Below are 16,842 nucleotides of genomic sequence, written 5' to 3' on the forward strand. Positions count from 1 at the left end.
GCCGATGATACTGCACGGGTAGCTGTGTGGGAAAGTAGGTCGCCGCCGGGAATAATTAAAAACAACGAGCCCTTCAGGATCATACCTGAAGGGCTCGCTTGCGTTTGGACTCACGGAAATCGTGAATCGTGAATGGTGAATGGTGAATGGTGAATGGTGAATGGTGAATCGTGAATGAGGTCAGGCCAGGTCTTCATTCACGTCTCACTATTCACCATTCACAGACTCTTCTGTCATGCACAGACTATATTTCCCGCCACTAGTAAATGATGAATCTAACCGTAAGACTCCGCTATGCTGCGAACTTCGTCGCGATCCTGCTGATGATCAGGGGGATTAAGGATGTACCGTGAAGGGGATAAGTTCTTCGAGTGAATCGAGGACGACCGAGGCCTCAGAGATGAGCGCTTTCGGGTAGCTGTTGGTTAGGCCGATTACTTGTAGGCCGGCACCCTTTGCAGCGGTAATTCCCGCCGGCGTGTCCTCAATGGCGATGGTTCGGTCAGGCGTTAGGGCGGCATGAGAGGCGAGCTTTTCGAATGCGAGACGGTAGGTTTCCGGGTCTGGCTTGCTTTTCGTAACATCATCGGCGGTCACGATAACGTCAAAACAGTTGGCTATGCCAAGCTGCTCCACTATAGGAGCGATATCGGACTGCAGGGCACCGCTGCTGATGGCAAGGGGTACTTTCATATGGTGCAGTTTTTTGATCAACTCTACGACCCCTGGGTAGCTTGTAATGCCATCCTGGATGACGGTTTGGAAGATCTCAGCCTTGCGCTCCACGAGTGAGGAGAGTGTTGCGGTATCGAGCGGCCTGTTTTGAGTGGCGAACGCTTCTACAAAGGCGTCTCGATCATCAAAGCCCATATAGATATCCACATACTGCTGCCACGAAAAGCCGAGCCCGAGTGGTTCCAGGATGCGCTGGAACGCCTTGTAGTGCAGCGGTTCCGTATCCACGATAACGCCGTCGAAGTCGAAGATGACGGCATTGGCCTCCAGGCCCACCGGAAAAACTACCATTTCCCCACCATTGCCAGCCCTGCTCCATTCTCAAAGGCCTGAGGAACTATCGCCACTTTCTGTCCCGCTGCATGATAATGGGTGACGACCCGGCCGCACAACTCTCCCAAAGCCGCACCCATAATCACATCGCTGGCCCAGTGCTTGTTCTGGTACAGACGCGAGAACCCGACAAACGTCGCCGCCGTGTAATATGCGGTTTTCAGGGTGAGGCTCTCGGAGGTCGATGCCATGACGGAGGCCAGGGCAAAGGAACTGGCGGTGTGCATGGACGGGAATGAATCGTAATTGTTCTTGAACCGAAGCGGTTTGAAGTCGCCCTTGGACGTGGTGGTATCGGGGCGCCCCCGGCCGGTCGCCTCCTTGAGCAGGAAGGTCGAGGCATCGGTCAGGATGAGCGATTCTCCCAGCATCTCTCCGACCTCCTTCCACTTTGGCGAGTCCGCGGCGATGGCGCCGCCGTAGACCAGTGCCGCAAAACCCAGATGAATAAAAGGATCACCTGCCAGGGAACCGGCGTCGGCGGCCTTGTCGAGGGACTTGCCCCTGCGGGTCTGGAGTTTGTCGTGGATGTCCTTGTCAAACACGTAGGTAAGGCCGACAGCCCCCGCTACGCCGATTGTTACGAGGATATTGCCGTTATCGACTTGGAACGGCGTCCGGACCAGTTCAACGGTCTCATGCCCCAATCTCGAGACACCGCTGCCGATTTCATTACCAATGGTGATATCCCCAATTTCGGACGCATGCCCCAGTGCCGGGATCAGCAGGAGGAACGTTATCAGACCTACGATAGATTTTCTCAAGGTTGCTCCACAAACAGCGAAATAGACCGGCCGGATGGCGCGGTACACAGCGAGCCGACAAAGTCGGCGACAAAACAATGGCTATCTCCCGGAAAAAATGGTGACTTATGACGGTTAACGGTCATGGGGCCTGAACCGGAGTGAATTTTTGATGTCACGGATGATAACGGCATCTTCAGGGGATAGTTTCGAAAGATACTCCTGGATAAATACGAGGAATATGGAGGCAAAGAAGGCCGTAACGGCAGCGAGAATAACTATCATGGAGCGTCTTGGTTTGCTCTTCTTCAAGGGGGCAACCGCCTCATCCAGCACCTGCACCGAAGAGGAGTCCTTGGCTTCGCTGATCTTTGCCACCTCGTACTGCTTGGTGAGTTGTTCGAAAATGGCTTCTTGTGTCTTCAATTCGCGCATTTTGCGGACGTATTCCACACCCAGGCCTGGGATATTGCCAACCGCCGGAATCACATCGTTGCCACCGCTGCCGCTCATTGAGCCAAGCTGGCCCTTGAGACGGGCGATGCCGGCCTGAAGTGCCTTTACTTCACTGCTCTCATCGGTCATGGAATTGCGGAGCGTGGCGAGTTGCCCCTCCTTGGTGATGATCTCCGCCTTCAGGCGCGCTATCCCCTCAATGGCCACCGTTGCCTGGGAATCAACCTTGAAGGTCTTATACTTTTCCTGGAAGGCCTTCATGTCGTTCTCTGCGTTGCGCAGGTCCTGCTTTACCACTTCCAGCCGCTTCTCCAGAAACACGCGCTCCGCTCCCGCCTTGGAGAGGTTGAGCTCGACACTGCGTCGCCCCAACTCGGCCACGAAGGTATTGGCCAACTGCGCTGCCTTTTGGGGATCTCGGCTTTCGGCGTCGATACTGATGATCCCGTCCTTGCCGGCTTTGAACTTGACAGCGCCTTCAAGTTTTTTTCTGGTTTCGTCGATGGACTTGGCTTCGAATTCTTTTTGAAGGCTCAGCCGCTTAATGACGGAGTCCGCCACTGAGCGGCTCTTGAGGATGCCGAGGTAGAGGTCGGTAGAACCTCCCAAACCACCCATGCCACCCGCCAGGGAAGCCAGGCCGCCGGCTTGGCTGAGCAGAGCGGAAAGACCGCCGCCCGACTCCTTCTGAGGGGGGAGTATTTTTGCGCTGGCGCTGTAGATATTTTTCAGTGTCAGCGAATAGCAGACCGCTATGATCACGGCGGCAGTGCATATCTTGATAATGACCGACTTGCGCCTAGCGACCACCTGCAGGAGTTCGAGGAGGTTGATTTCCTCTTCTTCGGGAAGTGGGGATTGTTCTTGAGTTGCGTTCATGGGGTCACTCATCATTTGAGCCCTATCAGGACCGTGCCTGCCGTAAGGGCGATCTGGGATATGATCGTGGTGATATCCTTGATATCGCGAAGCCACGCCGTGCGCTCCAATTTTTGCGGTACAACCAGGGTATCGCCCGGCTCCAGGTAGGATGACATGAAACTGCCAAGGGTCCACTGCTTGGCATCGTCACTCCACTTTATGCCGAAGGATGCCTGTTGCCGGCTGAAAACCGTACCGTCGGCCTTGATGATGAACATCTCGTCGACTTCGGCATCACTGGTGGCTCCGCCGGCCTTGTTGAGATAGTTTCCCACGGAACTGCTTTCGGGAACATACACGAAAGAGATGGGGTTGTAGACCTGCCCCAAGACGTTGACCACATTGGTCCGGGTCGGGACTTCCAGGATGTCCCCGCCTTCCATTTCCAGGTCATAGCTGCTCTTCTTCAGTTCCCCCAACGGGGCAAGCCGGATGACCACGCGACCTTCGGCCTTCAATAGCTTCATCCGCTCAAGATCTTTTTGCAAGCCGTCCAGGGCGGATTTCGTGGCTTCAAGCTCTTCCTTGGAGGCGGCGACAGAGGCAAGGGCGGCCTGTTTCTGGTTGATTTCCTTTTCCGTCTTGACAAGGATCTCGTCCATCCGCTTCTGTTGTTCTTTTTGGACGGAGCGCCGGGTAAACTTTGCCCCTCTCAGGTAGGCCTTCTCGGTGAAACCGCCGGCACGGGCAATAACGGAACTTAGTTTCTCGCCTCTGGCCACCGAGTAGACGCCGGGATACTGCACTTCTCCCTTGAGTCGAATGAACTTATCCGTTGAATCGGTCCACCCGACAATGCCACGAACAATCAGTACATCGTCCGATTTAAGGGAAAGGTTGTGGGCGGGGTCGCCGCTGATGGCCTTGCCCAGGTCAATCTGCGTGCGTGACGCGGTCGCCTTGTCGCCGGCGACCTCCACGCGGCTGAGTTCGGCCATGTCGAGCAGGGCATTCCGTTTCGCGCTGCCGGCGGCGGAGACGAGATCTCGCACCGTCATGCCGGGGTGAAATTCGTATTTTCCCGGATTAACGACAAAACCGTTTATGATGACGCTCTGTTTTTCCTGCATCTCCCAGCGTGAAGATACCTTGATGGTGTCCTGCTCCTGGAGGGCGACGTTTTCGGCCTCATTGCCCTCCAGGGCTTTGCGGAGGTTGAAATGCAGCATTTCCTTATGATAATCGGGCAGGGCAAGACGGGTGATTTCGGCGGATTCCAGGTACGATTCGGGCAGCAGATCTGCAAAAGAGGAGATAAGGTCCTTTACACGCATTCCCTTGCGGAATTGATATTCGCCCGGCCTGGCGACATTCCCCTTGAGGCTGACAACTTGGCGAACCGCCTCCTGAACGGGAAATATCTTTACCATATCCCGATCCTGTATCCCTACGCCGGCTGTCGCGCTATCCATGTGACCATCCTTGGGTTCGTAATCAAGGGCGATCTTGGCGCTGTTGCCGGAGAAACGTTCTATCTGGATCCTGCCGGTAAATCCGCTGGCGGTAATGCCGCCCGCCATCTGGATGACATCGGCCAGCGTCTGGGTGCCTTTCACTTCGTAAATTGCGGGACGCTTTACCTCCCCCGCAACGGCCACGATGGGGCCGATAACCGGGACGAAGAGGGTGTCGCCGTTCTGGAGGCGGACATCCTTGCTGCGGTCCCCGGAAAGGAACATGTCGTAGAGATCGATATTCTCAGCCGGCTTGCCGTTGCGGGTGAGCTTGATCGCGCGCAACGAGCCGTTTTTCGTGGGCCCGCCCGCCGCCGACAGGGCGTTGACAACCGTGGCAAGGGAACTGATGGGGTAGCTGCCGGGTAATTCGACCTCGCCCACCACAAAAACCTGGATGGTCTTTAATTTTCCAAGGGAGATATTCATGTTGTAGTTTTTGAAGTAACGGGACATGACCTTCTCAATGGCCTCTTTGGCCTTTTCGTAGGAGAGTCCCCATACCTTAACAACCCCTGCCCGGGGAATCATGACCTCGCCATTGCGATCTACGGTAAGGGTGTACCGGGCATTGATGGACCCCCAGATGGAGAGGTTGAGGCTATCACCCGGCCCCATGACGTAATTGTCCCCCACGGGGAGGTTATCCGTCGCCTCGAGCAACTGGGCGCTGTTTTTGAAAAAGTCGTAGCCGAATTGCCGGAGTTCACGCTTGAACGGTTCGGGGGTGAGTTTGTCTTGCAATGTTTGGTTTTTACGGGAAAAGACTTTTTCCAGGGAAGAACCGAGCTCTTCAGCGGGAAGTGGGATGATCTTGATCTCTTCCGATTTTGTAATGCGCTTTTGCTCTCGGTTTATGGCAATGATCTGAATGAAGTAAACCTGGTGGTTCTTTAAATCACGCAGGGTATAGGTCGTGTCATTCCCGACATCGATGGCTTTGATCGGTTTGTTTGGAGCAAGCCCTATCTGGATTCGATATTGAACCGCTTCATCTTCCTGGGGCTTGCGATATCCTGATGGCTGCCAGCTGAGGCGGGTCAAGCCGTCGCCCGGCTCAGCCTTTACTACCAAACGGTTTTTCAGCTTGTTCTTGTCGGAGATGATCTTGCCGCTATCGGAAATTTTTTTCTCGTCAGCTTGTGCCCCCCCCAGAAGGTCGTTGTCAAAACTTTCCTCGGGTGTCAACTCCTGTTCCCGCATGCTGCCGTCAGGCTGGATGCGTTGATCATCCTGAAAAGTATTGTTCAAGGGGGAACGCTGATTGCCGGAATAGTTGCCGCTGTTCTGCTGAGGGGAATAGGTGTTCTGTTGGTAGGGGTCTGCTTGGGTTGCTTTTCTTGGAGTCTGTTCTTGAAAGATACTGTCTGTTTGGTCCGTAAGACCATCATACGAGTCAAGCGACCAAGCATTTGTCCCCACGCAGGCCGTTACTAGTGCCGTTGCCAGAAACATCTGCCGAAATAAATATGTTACTCGCGACATTTTTAAAAACCCCACAGTCATATTTGTCTATGTAAATATAAACTTATAACATTTTGCAGGGGATAAAAGCAATCCAAAACCGTGACGATGGCCATTTGTCGTGTAATGGCTGAATACATCGTACGGACAAATAACTCTTTAAGTATGCAAAAAACCGTTTTTACTTACTGACTGACGTAGTAGTAAAAACGGTTTCAAGGTTACTCTTATGTAGTTGTTTTCTTAATTGTGGGTTGGTGCCGAAGGCGAGACTCGAACTCGCATGGGCTATTGCCCGCCACCCCCTCAAGATGGTGTGTCTACCAGTTCCACCACTCCGGCAATTGAATTTACTCTAATAACATAACCACAGTGTGTAATCAAGTACAAACTAAGGTGCAAAATTATTTTTGCTGCTGGGGAGGCGCTGCCGGTGCGCCTGGCATGTCGGCCGGTTTGCTCTGCTGGGCAGGCGTCATCGGTTGCGGCATCTGAACCGGCATTTTCGTGGTGGCGGCGGATTTGCCTTTGCCTGACATGATCGAGGATGAGGACGGTTGACCTGAGATGTAGGCCAATGTCAGTGAGGTCAACATGAAAATGACGGCAGCACCCGTTGTCATTTTACTCAGGAATGTGGTGCCGCCGCCGGCACCGAAAACCGATTGGCTGCCGCCGCTACCGAATGATGCGCCCATTTCGGCGCCTTTGCCGGATTGCAGCAAGACAACGGCAATCATGAATATGCTGACCAGAACGTGCAGTAACGTAAGAGCAATAATCATCTCGTATCCTCTGGAAGTTTAATGCGAAAAATTTTTATACCACAGGAATTTCGAATTTGTAAAGTCTTTATCCTAGAAAAAGCATTTGCCACAGAGCTACAGGGACACGGAGGTAACAAAAACAAAATGTTGCATCATGGAGAAGCCTGTCGGTGCTTCTCCGTTTTGGTGCATGTTTTTGTTGAAAAAACTCTGTTATTTTCTCCGCTTCTTTGCGGCTCTGTGGCCTAACTGCCGTTGTACGGTTGGTGATTTTGTCAGGGCTGCGGCCCTATTCGGCAAAATTGGCTATGGCGGCAAACGATTCCGCCTTGAGGCTCGCTCCGCCCACCAGGGCACCATCGATATCGGGTTGCGTCATCAGCCCCTTGACGTTGTCCGGTTTGACACTACCGCCGTAGAGTATGCGCATGCCGTCGGCGCTGCCCTGGTCAAAACACCGTGCCATGAGGTTGCGGATAAAGGCGTGCACTTCTTGCGCCTGGGCATCGCTGGCGGTCTTTCCGGTCCCTATGGCCCAGACCGGTTCATAGGCGATGATCACCTTGGACAGGGCTTCCGGTGGGAGGCCTTCCAGGCCGCCCCGCACTTGAGACTCGATAACGGCAAAGGTCTTGTTTGCCTCACGCTCGGCCAGGGTTTCGCCAACGCAGACGATCGCTGTCAGGCCCGCATTTATGGCGGCCTTGACCTTCTTGTTGACGGTTGCGTCGGTCTCGCCAAAGTATTGGCGCCGTTCCGAATGCCCAATGATGACATGGCTGCAACCGACGTCTTTCAGCATTTTGGGGGCCACCTCGCCGGTGAAGGCACCTTCCTCCTCCCAGTAACAGTCTTGGGCGGCAAGGTGGACGTTGGACCCGGCAAGCGCGTCCGCCACACGGCTGAGGGCCGTGAATGGCGGAGCGACGACGATCTCGGTTCCTTTGGCCGCGGCCACAAGCGGTTTGAGGTCATTGACCATGCCGGTCGCTTCGCCGATGGTTTTGAACAGTTTCCAGTTTCCTGCAATGACAGGCGTGCGCATGGTCCCCCCTATTTTTTGGCCTTGATGTCGAGAGCTTTTACTCCCGGCAGGGTTTTGCCTTCCAGCAACTCCAGGAACGCGCCGCCGCCGGTTGATATGTAGCTGACCTTCCCGGCAACTCCCGCCTTGCGAACGGCCGCATCGGTGTCACCGCCGCCGATGATGGTGGTGGCGTAACAGTTGCCCACCGCCTCGGCCACTGAAAAGGTGCCCCGGGCAAAGGCGTCCATCTCGAATACCCCCATGGGGCCGTTCCAGATAACGGTCTTGGCATCCCGTAATGTCTCGGCAAAGAGGGTTGCCGAGGCTGGGCCGATGTCGAGGGCCATCCACCCCTCGGGTATCTCCTGCACGGGGGTGATGAAGTTGGTTGCCGTGGCTTCGAAGGCGTTGGCCACGATGCAATCCACCGGGAGGTAGAAGGTAACTCCGCGCTTTTGCGCCTTGTCCATGATCTTTTTGGCGGTGGGGATCAGTTCGTCCTCCACCAGGGACTTGCCGACAGAGTACCCCATGGCCTTGAGAAACGTGAAGGCCATGCCGCCGCCGATCACGATCTTGTCGACCTTGTTGACCAGTGTCTGCAGCACTTCCAGCTTGCCGGACACTTTGGCTCCGCCAAGTATGGCAACCAGCGGACGAACCGGATTACTCATGGCTTTGTCGAAGAAGGTCATTTCGTTGCGCATCAGGAATCCTGCCGCAATGGTCGGAATACATCTGGTGATGGCCTCCACCGAGGCATGGGCGCGATGGGATACCGCAAAAGCGTCATTAACGTAAATTTCGCAACCATTGGTGAGTTGCTTGGCAAAGGCGACATCATTTTTCTCTTCGCCCGGATAGAATCGGACGTTTTCAAGCATCACCACGTCGCCCGGCTTCATGGCGTCGAGCAGTGCGCTCACCTCCGGGCCAAAACAATCGGGGGCCTGCCTGACCTTTTTGCCGAGCAGTTCCGACAGACGTTTGGCGGCCGGAGCCATGGTGTACTTCGCATTCTTTTCACCCTTGGGGCGTCCCAGATGGGAGGCCAACACCACTTTTGCCCCCTGTTCCACGGCATACTTGATGGTCGGTACGGCGCCGGCAATGCGGGTGTCTTCGGTAATATTCCCTTTGTCGTCCTGGGGAACGTTGAAGTCGACCCGGATAAAAACTCTTTTGTTTTTCAAGTCCTTGATCTGGTCGATATAGCGGATCGGCATATGGCCCTCCTCAAAAATGGCGCAACGATGCGCTGGCAAAAAAAGAGGGGGAATCGGATTCCCCCCCAGGTGACTGCCACGTTACTGTGTTATTTCTTGGAAGCGATCAGCTTGAAAAGATCAACCACCCGATTTGAAAAACCGGCCTCGTTGTCGTACCAACTGATAACCTTGACCATGTTGTCGCCGATTACCTTGGTGCAGGATGCGTCAACAGATGAGGAAGCCGGCCGGCCGTTGAAATCGACGGAGACTAGCGGTTCCTCCACGTAGTCCAGTATTCCCTTGAGTGGCCCCCTGGCCGCTTTTTTCAAAGCTGCGTTGACTTTGACGGCATCGGCCTTCTTCTTCAGGGTGGCGACAAGATCGACAACAGAGACGTTCGGCGTTGGGACACGGATGGCCATGCCGTCCAGTTTGCCCTTGAGCTCGGGGAGGACCAGGGCGACGGCCTTGGCAGCTCCGGTGGTCGTGGGAATCATGGAGAGGGCCGCGGCGCGGGCGCGGCGCAGGTCCTTGTGGGGTTGGTCGAGGATGCGTTGGTCGTTGGTGTAGGAGTGCACCGTGGTCACAAGCCCCTTCTCGATACCGAAGACATCGTTGAGCACCTTTGCCACCGGCGCCAAACAGTTGGTGGTGCAGGAAGCGTTGGAAATAATGTGGTGCTTTTTGGGATCATAGAGGTGTTCATTGACACCCATGACGATGGTGATATCCTCGTTGGTGGCCGGCGCGGAGATGACGACCTTTTTGGCGCCGGCCTTTATGTGCAGTTCCGCCTTTTCCTTTGAGGTGAACAGGCCGGTTGACTCCAGGACAACATCAATCTTGTCCTTTTTCCAGGGGAGTTCCGCCGGGTCTTTGAGCGCATAGATCTTAATCGCTTTGCCATTGACAATCAGTTGCTTGTCTTTCGCTTCCACTTTGCCGGGGAAGGTGCCATGCACGGAATCGTACTTGAACAGGTGCGCCAGGGTTGCCGCATCGGTCAAATCATTGATCGCCACAAACTCGATGTTTTTGTCCTTGCACGCCGCTCTTAGAACCATCCTTCCGATTCTGCCAAAGCCGTTGATTGCAACCCGTAACGCCATGCTCCCCTCCTTTGGGTGGTATATGGACGATGCTTTGCCCTTGCTTGGTTCATTGCATAAACTGCATAGTCGTTTAATAATAAAACATCTTTACAAATCGTCAACCATTAATTTCCTCATGATGCGGATCGTAATGATGGAAATTCGGAAATAGCGATTCAGTTTTTTTTATATCATGATATAATATTTTTTTTATTTCAAAGCAACTTACCCGGACCACCAAACAAGGCCCTTTTACTCCGATGAAGCAATCACTTGAGAAACGCATAATTCTGTTTTCCTTCGTCATCCTTTCGATGACCACCCTTGCCAACACCGGAATGGATATTGCCGTGTTTCGCAGGGACTATATCCAGGAAATGGAGTTGCGCTCCCAGGGCCTGGCGGCGGCCTTTAAGGCAAACATCGAGAAGGTGCTTGCCCTGGGGATCAATATTCGCGATGTGGCCGGGTTGGCGGATAAATGCCGGGAGATCGTTCAGTCCGACCCTGAAATGGCCTATTGCGCCATAAAGGGGAAAGACGGTGCCGTACTGTTCGTCAGCGACAGTTCCTTTGCCCAACTGGATTTTTCGCGCTCCGGGAGTGGGGAAGGGGACAAGGGCACGCTGAACAGCAACACCATAGAAGGCCCCAAGGGCAGCTACTACGATACCCAGACTCCCGTCAGAACCTTTGACGGCGAAACGGCGGCCTCCATCCATATCGGTTTCCCGCAGCAGGTCATCGATCAGAAGGTGCATGCTATTGTCCTCAGGTCCATCATCGTCTTTTTTGCGTTTTTCATCGCCTCCTTTGCCCTTGTCGTCTATTTCCTCAAACGCAGCATTATGGAGCCCATTTCCAGTCTGCTCGAGGGCGTTACCCGAATTTCCCGCGGCGATTTCACCACTCCCATGCAAGAGTTGCCCGTCTATGAGCTGAATGAGCTGAGTGTCAAGATCAACGCAATGGCGGCCGCGCTCGAAACCCGCGATACGGCATTGCGTGACAATTACAAGGAACTGTCGGCAACACACTCTCAACTCCACGATTCATACCAACAATTGGAAAAGCTCAGCCTGGAACTGGAAAAATCAGAGGAGATTTATAAAAAGCTTTTGGAGGAGTCCGGGGATGCGATCATCATTCTCGATCAGAGTGAAACCATAATTATCGCCAACAAGATGGTCGAGGAGTTCCTCGGCTATCCGGCAACCGATTTTGTCGGCAAACACGTTACCGCCCTGCTCTTGTTGCTCAAGCTCGAAAACATTCAGCACTTTTTGCGGGATATTGCCGACGCCTTCCAAGGGAACCATGTAACAAGGGAGGTTGTCATTTTCAACAGCCGCCAGGAACAGTTGGTGGGGATGATTCGCGCCAGTTGCGTCGCCATGGGGGAAAACAGCCTGTTGCAGGTCATCATACGGGATGTCACGAAGGAACGGGAAATCATCACCAACCTGGAAAAGAGCGCTGCTGGCCTGGCGCGGCTGAATCGGATGAAGGATTCGTTCCTGGGGCTTGCTTCCCATGAGCTGAAAACCCCGTTGACCGTTGTCATGGGGTATGCGGATTTGCTGCAATCCGACCTGAAGGATCAACTGCCCGCTGCCGCCCACGAGATGGTCCAGAATATCTCCAACGCCGCCGCACGTCTCGATACGGTCATCAAGGATATGATCGACGTATCGAAAATCGACCAGAAGCAGCTTGACCTTCATCTTGAACAGGTCGATGTGAACGGCCTCGTGGAAGAGACCATACGGGAATTGCGCTTTTTCTTCGCCTTGCGCAAACAGGAGATCGGTGTCGCGCTGGATAATTCGCTTCCCATGATCCACGGCGACAGGACACGGCTTCTCCAACTCTTGTCCAATATCCTGGGCAATGCCATCAAGTTCACGCCCGATGGTGGGCGCATATCCGTCAAAACCTCCCTCAAATACTTGCGGCGAGATCCGCAGGTCGCCGGATTCGACGGCGTTTTTTCGTTGAATACCGACAAGGAACAGCAGGTTTTTCTGGAAATCATCGTATCGGACACCGGGATCGGCATTGATCAGGATGACCAGATGCGCATCTTTGACAAGTTTTACGAGGTGGGCAATATCGAAGAGCACAGCTCCGGCAAGGTCGCCTTCAAATCCCGGGGGGCAGGCCTTGGGCTCTCCATCGCAAAGGGCGTTGCCGAAATGCATGGCGGCTCCATCTGGGTGGAATCCCAGGGCTACGATCAAAGCACGTGTCCAGGAACCACGTTCCATATCTTGCTGCCCATAGAACCGTTGTCGCTGGCGGGCGGAACTGCCGTTGACACCATGAACTGACCCGCGCCCCGCCGTTGTGAAAGCCGCTCCTTAATCGGAGCGGCTTTTTTTATTGGTTTAATATATTGTTTTTAGAATGTCCGAATTTGTCCGCAGAAACCACTAAAAAGGCCCTTCACAGAAAGTCTGCGAAGGGCCGTATTTACTGGCTGGGGTGCGAGGATTCGAACCTCGGAATGTTGGAGTCAGAGTCCAATGCCTTACCGCTTGGCGACACCCCAATAATTGGGATTCTTCTTTTAGCAAATAGCAGGGGGGCGCGTCAAGTGTTTCTTTGTATTGCCGCCGCTGCCCCAGCCCGGATCGCCTTGATATTGGCCGGGATCAGGCGATGATTCCGCTCGGGCAAAGCTTTTTTCAGGGCGTCTTCCAGAGATTCGAGGGCCAGGGAACCGCTCTTGGCGGCGTAGGCCCCGCATGCCACCATGTTGACCATGCGCATATCCCCCAGTTCGAGGGCGATTTCGTTCATGGGCACCGCCACGAGTTCCACCCCCGGCAATTGGCTGCCGTCGGCCTCCACCAGGGTCGAGTTGATGATACAGATGCCGCCCGGTTTGACTTTTGCTGCGTACTTGTCGAAGGAAAGCTGGTTGAGGACGATGGCGACCGACGGGCTGCCCACCACCGGCGATCCGGTGTCGCCATCGGAAAAGACCACGGTGCACATGGCTGCACCGCCGCGTTTCTCCACGCCGTAGGCGGGAAAAAACGAGACATTCTTGTTTTCATGGATGGCGGCGTAGGAGAGCAGGTTGCCGGCAAGCAGCACTCCTTGGCCTCCGTAGCCGGCTATAAAGACATCGTGACGCATGTTTTCTCCCGTATTCTTAACAGGCTGTTGAAAAACTCAGGTTGTTCAAAAATAGTCAGATCGTCGCACCCGCAGAAGGCCCTGAGGAGGCGTAGCAGCGCTACGCCGCACGAAAGGGGCTTCGAGGACGCGGCGAGATGGCTGTTTTTCAACAACCTCTTAAAGGTTAGCGGTGTTGCGATACACGCCCAGCGGGAAATACGGGATCATTTCGCTGCCCACCCGTTCATTGGCTGCCAGCGGCTTCATGCCCCAGTTGGTAGGACATGCGGCCAAGGCCTCGATAAAGGAAAATCCCCTCCCTTCCACCTGGTAGCGAAAGGCGGTCTTGATCATCTTTTTGGCCTGCATGACGTTTTTGGGAGAATTGACCGCCACGCGGGCCGAGAAAGCAACCCCTTCCAATTGTGCCAGCAGTTCGGCCATGCGGATCGGATAGCCGTCCTTGGCCTGGTTGCGGCCATAGGGAGAGGTGGAGGTTTTTTGTCCCACCATGGTTGTGGGGGCCATCTGGCCGCCGGTCATGCCGTAGGTGGTATTGTTGACGAAGATCACGGTGATATCCTCGCCCCGGTTGGCGGCGTGGATGATCTCCGAGGTGCCGATGGCGGCCAGATCACCGTCCCCCTGATAGGTAAAGACGATCCGGTCGTCGCGTGAGCGTTTCGCCCCGGTGGCGACAGCAGGCGCCCGGCCGTGGGGCGCCTCGATAACGTCAATATCGAAATAGCCGTACAGAAAGACCGAACAGCCCACGGACGCGACCCCGATAGTCTTGCTTCTGATATCGAATTCGTCCATGGCTTCGGCCACCAGACGATGAATGGAGCCGTGGTGGCAGCCGGGGCAGAAGTGGGTCTGGACATCTTTCAGGCTCTCGGGCCTGGTGAATACCTGTCTCATCGAATTCCTCATCCGCAGGGCGCGGCCACAGGGGCGCGCCTGCGCGTCAATAATGCTTTCTGATCTGCTCGAAAAGCTCCTCCGGCGTCGGCAGCGAGCCGGCGCCCGGAGGGCGCCCATAGAATGATACCTCGGCGTCGCGGGCCACGGAAAGGCGCACATCCTCCACCATCTGGCCGGTGCTGAGCTCAATGGTCAGGAAATTCTTGCAGTTCCTTGAGATGGTCTCATAGGCCAGCTTGGGGAACGGGAAGAGGGTGATCGGCCGCAGCAGGCCAACCTTCATGCCCGCCTCCCGCGCCATGGAGATAGCGGTTTTGGCAATGCGGGCCGTTGAGCCGAAGGCGGTCACCACCAGCTTCGCGTCCTCGGTCTGGACCTCTTCACAGCGGTTTTCCTTTTCAGCCAGTTCCTGATAGCGGGCATGCATCTTCCAGTGGAACGCTTCCATCTCGCCGTCGCCCAGGTAGAGGGATTTGACGACGTTTTGCGGTTCTCCCGCTTCCCGGCCGCGCACCGCCCACTCCTTGGCGGGCAAAACGGTCTGGGGACGGGGATGCGCCGTAAGCGACTCCTTCATCTGGCCGATAACCGAATCGGCCAGCACCATGGCCGGTATCCGGTAGAGGTCCGACAGGTCGAAGGCCAGCATGGTCAGGTCGTACATCTCCTGCACCGAGGCCGGGGCCAGCACGATGATGCGGTAGCCGCCATGACCGCCGCCCCGCGTGGCCTGAAAGTAGTCGGCCTGGGATGCGTCGATGCCGCCCAGGCCGGGACCGGCCCGCATGATATCGACGATCACGCCGGGCAACTCCGAGCCGGCCATGTAGGAGATGCCTTCCTGCTTGAGGGAGATGCCGGGGCCGGATGAGGAGGTCATAGCGCGCACGCCGGTGGCCGACGCCCCCAACAGCATGTTGATGGCGCCGATTTCACTCTCGGCCTGGATGAATTCCCCCCCCAGGGGAGGTAGTTCGCGTGAAAGGTATTCGGGGATGTCGCTTTGCGGCGTGATGGGGTAACCGAAGTAGTAGCGGCACCCGGCCTCTATGGCAGCCATGGCAACCGCTTCGTTTCCCTTGACGAAAAGTTTTTCGGACAACCGTGCCTCCGTATCTATTTCTCTTTAAAGACCATGATGGCCACATCAGGGCACATCTCGGCGCACAGCGCGCAGCCGGTGCACTTCCCCGAGTCGGAAAAGAGCGCAACGGTGAACCCGTGGCTGTTGGGTGTATCGCTCAGTGTGACCAGCTTTTGCGGGCAGGCGATGGTGCAGAGTCCGCATCCCTTGCAGCGCGCCTCGTCAATGGTGATGTGTGTATACGACATGATGAGATTCCTTTTTGTTGGGTCGAATTTATACAAATATCAGATTTGCTCCCGATGAGTCAAGTTTGTTGCACTGATTCAGCCAAAACTGGAGGGAAAATGGAGCTGTTTTTTTGTTGACACCTCCTCTTTGGTAATCGTATATTTGCCGTGCTACACAAATACGATTTCGTAACACGGAGGATGTGCCATGCACATGGCAGACGCACTGTTATCCCCGGCGGTCGGTGGTACGATGTGGGCGGTTTCCGCTGGGGCGATTGCCTACAGTTCCGCCAAGGTGCGCAAGGAGTTGGATGACCGCAAGGTGCCGCTCATGGGCGTGCTGGGGGCGTTTCTTTTTGCCGCCCAGATGATCAACTTCACCATTCCGGCCACCGGGTCCAGCGGCCACCTGGGGGGAGGGCTCCTTCTGACGATGCTGCTTGGTCCCTATGCGGCCTTCCTCACCATTTCGTCGGTCCTCATGGTCCAGGCGCTCTTCTTTGCCGACGGCGGTTTGCTGGCCTTGGGCTGTAATATATTCAATATGGGGTTTATCCCCGCCTTCCTGGTGTACCCCCTGGTCTATACAAGGGTCGCCGGCCCTGCACCGGGCCGGAAGCGCCTTGTGGCGGCAACCATGATCTCGGCCATTATCGGCTTGCAGTTGGGTCCCTTGTGCGTGGTGCTGGAAACCGTCTTCTCCGGGATCTCGGCCCTGCCGTTTTCGACCTTTGCGTTGCTGATGCAGCCCATCCACCTGGCCATCGGTGTGGTGGAAGGGGTTGTCACGGTTGTGATCGTGACCTTTGTCCATGCGGCCCGGCCGGAGATTATCCCGGGAGCCATGGGCGCACGTCCCTTGGGCCGGCGCCCGTTTCGCGCGGTGCTTGTTTCCGTTTTCGCGGTGGCCATCCTGACCGGGGGCGTTCTCTCCGGGTTTGCCTCGAAAAATCCCGATGGCCTCGAATGGGCCATTGCCAAGGTCACGGGAGCGGAGGCGTTGCAGGGGACCGAACAGGGGCTGCATGCCGCCATGACCGCCCTCCAGAAGAAAACCGCTTTCCTGCCCGACTATGGGTTCAAAAAAGACGGCAACAGGGGAGGGCGTAACGCAACCGACAGCCTTGGCACCAGCCTTTCGGGGGTTGTCGGCGGCGTGCTGACCCTGGCTATCGTCTTTTTGAGCGGGTTCCTGTTGAAGCGGCGCCGCCCGACGGCCTGAATCCTCTCGTCCGGGGCGGGATTCGGACAATGATGAGCGGGGAGAGCGTGC

At 55.6% G+C, this 16,842-nt stretch carries 14 protein-coding genes and 2 tRNA genes; 2 read left to right on the forward strand and 14 right to left on the reverse strand.

Going from position 1 to position 16,842, the window contains the following annotated elements:
* Positions 1-336: 336 nt before the first annotated feature.
* The 9 genes from ET418_RS17465 to gap all read right to left on the reverse strand — a co-directional run bounded on the left by ET418_RS17465 (position 337) and on the right by gap (position 10,220).
* Positions 337-1,026, reverse strand: coding sequence for an HAD family hydrolase (locus tag ET418_RS17465; protein ID WP_149309847.1), 690 nt, complete (start codon positions 1,024-1,026; stop codon positions 337-339).
* Positions 1,020-1,832 (reverse strand): phosphatase PAP2 family protein, encoded by an 813-nt coding sequence (locus ET418_RS17470; protein WP_149309849.1) that lies wholly within the window; start codon positions 1,830-1,832, stop codon positions 1,020-1,022. Before ET418_RS17470 ends, ET418_RS17465 begins: the two co-directional genes overlap by 7 nt.
* Positions 1,833-1,946: 114 nt before the next feature.
* Entirely contained in the window at positions 1,947-3,146 is a 1,200-nt protein-coding gene (locus ET418_RS17475; protein WP_149309851.1) for a GumC family protein, read from the reverse strand.
* Positions 3,147-3,157: 11 nt separating this feature from the next.
* On the reverse strand, positions 3,158-5,893 hold the full coding sequence (locus tag ET418_RS17480; protein ID WP_246153146.1) for an SLBB domain-containing protein: 2,736 nt from the start codon (positions 5,891-5,893) through the stop codon (positions 3,158-3,160).
* Between the two features lie 468 nt (positions 5,894-6,361).
* A tRNA-Leu gene (locus ET418_RS17485) sits at positions 6,362-6,448 on the reverse strand.
* A 62-nt stretch (positions 6,449-6,510) separates the two neighbouring features.
* On the reverse strand, positions 6,511-6,891 hold the full coding sequence (gene secG / locus ET418_RS17490) for a preprotein translocase subunit SecG (RefSeq protein WP_149309853.1): 381 nt from the start codon (positions 6,889-6,891) through the stop codon (positions 6,511-6,513).
* A 271-nt stretch (positions 6,892-7,162) separates the two neighbouring features.
* Positions 7,163-7,918: a triose-phosphate isomerase gene (gene tpiA, locus ET418_RS17495; protein WP_149309855.1), complete on the reverse strand. Its 756-nt coding sequence runs from the start codon at positions 7,916-7,918 to the stop codon at positions 7,163-7,165.
* 8 nt (positions 7,919-7,926) lie between these two features.
* Entirely contained in the window at positions 7,927-9,126 is a 1,200-nt protein-coding gene (locus ET418_RS17500) for a phosphoglycerate kinase (protein ID WP_149309857.1), read from the reverse strand.
* 89 nt (positions 9,127-9,215) lie between these two features.
* Complete coding sequence (gene gap, locus ET418_RS17505; protein ID WP_149309859.1) at positions 9,216-10,220, reverse strand: type I glyceraldehyde-3-phosphate dehydrogenase; 1,005 nt, start codon at positions 10,218-10,220, stop codon at positions 9,216-9,218.
* 242 nt (positions 10,221-10,462) lie between these two features.
* Here gap and ET418_RS17510 point away from each other — a divergent pair, with 242 nt between their 5' ends.
* Positions 10,463-12,532 (forward strand): ATP-binding protein, encoded by a 2,070-nt coding sequence (locus ET418_RS17510; RefSeq protein ID WP_149309861.1) that lies wholly within the window; start codon positions 10,463-10,465, stop codon positions 12,530-12,532.
* Positions 12,533-12,678: 146 nt separating this feature from the next.
* Here the strand turns inward: ET418_RS17510 and ET418_RS17515 are convergent.
* The 5 genes from ET418_RS17515 to ET418_RS17535 all read right to left on the reverse strand — a co-directional run bounded on the left by ET418_RS17515 (position 12,679) and on the right by ET418_RS17535 (position 15,584).
* Positions 12,679-12,753 (reverse strand) — tRNA-Gln (locus tag ET418_RS17515).
* A 41-nt stretch (positions 12,754-12,794) separates the two neighbouring features.
* Positions 12,795-13,346 carry a 2-oxoacid:acceptor oxidoreductase family protein gene (locus tag ET418_RS17520; RefSeq protein WP_149309863.1) on the reverse strand — a complete coding sequence of 184 codons (552 nt, stop codon included), beginning with the start codon at positions 13,344-13,346 and terminating at the stop codon, positions 12,795-12,797.
* A 159-nt stretch (positions 13,347-13,505) separates the two neighbouring features.
* Positions 13,506-14,249, reverse strand: a complete 744-nt coding sequence (locus tag ET418_RS17525) for a thiamine pyrophosphate-dependent enzyme (RefSeq protein WP_149309864.1) — start codon at positions 14,247-14,249, stop codon at positions 13,506-13,508.
* 46 nt (positions 14,250-14,295) lie between these two features.
* Positions 14,296-15,354 carry a 3-methyl-2-oxobutanoate dehydrogenase subunit VorB gene (locus tag ET418_RS17530; protein ID WP_149309866.1) on the reverse strand — a complete coding sequence of 353 codons (1,059 nt, stop codon included), beginning with the start codon at positions 15,352-15,354 and terminating at the stop codon, positions 14,296-14,298.
* 14 nt (positions 15,355-15,368) lie between these two features.
* The gene (locus ET418_RS17535) at positions 15,369-15,584 is read right to left on the reverse strand and encodes a 4Fe-4S dicluster domain-containing protein (protein ID WP_149309868.1); all 216 of its coding nucleotides are present in this window, start codon (positions 15,582-15,584) and stop codon (positions 15,369-15,371) included.
* Between the two features lie 190 nt (positions 15,585-15,774).
* Between ET418_RS17535 and ET418_RS17540 the strand changes: the two genes are divergently transcribed.
* Positions 15,775-16,791 (forward strand): energy-coupling factor ABC transporter permease, encoded by a 1,017-nt coding sequence (locus ET418_RS17540; RefSeq protein WP_149309870.1) that lies wholly within the window; start codon positions 15,775-15,777, stop codon positions 16,789-16,791.
* Positions 16,792-16,842 lie beyond the last annotated feature (51 nt).

This window comes from Oryzomonas rubra, assembly GCF_008369015.1.
GTDB lineage: Bacteria > Desulfobacterota > Desulfuromonadia > Geobacterales > Pseudopelobacteraceae > Oryzomonas > Oryzomonas japonica.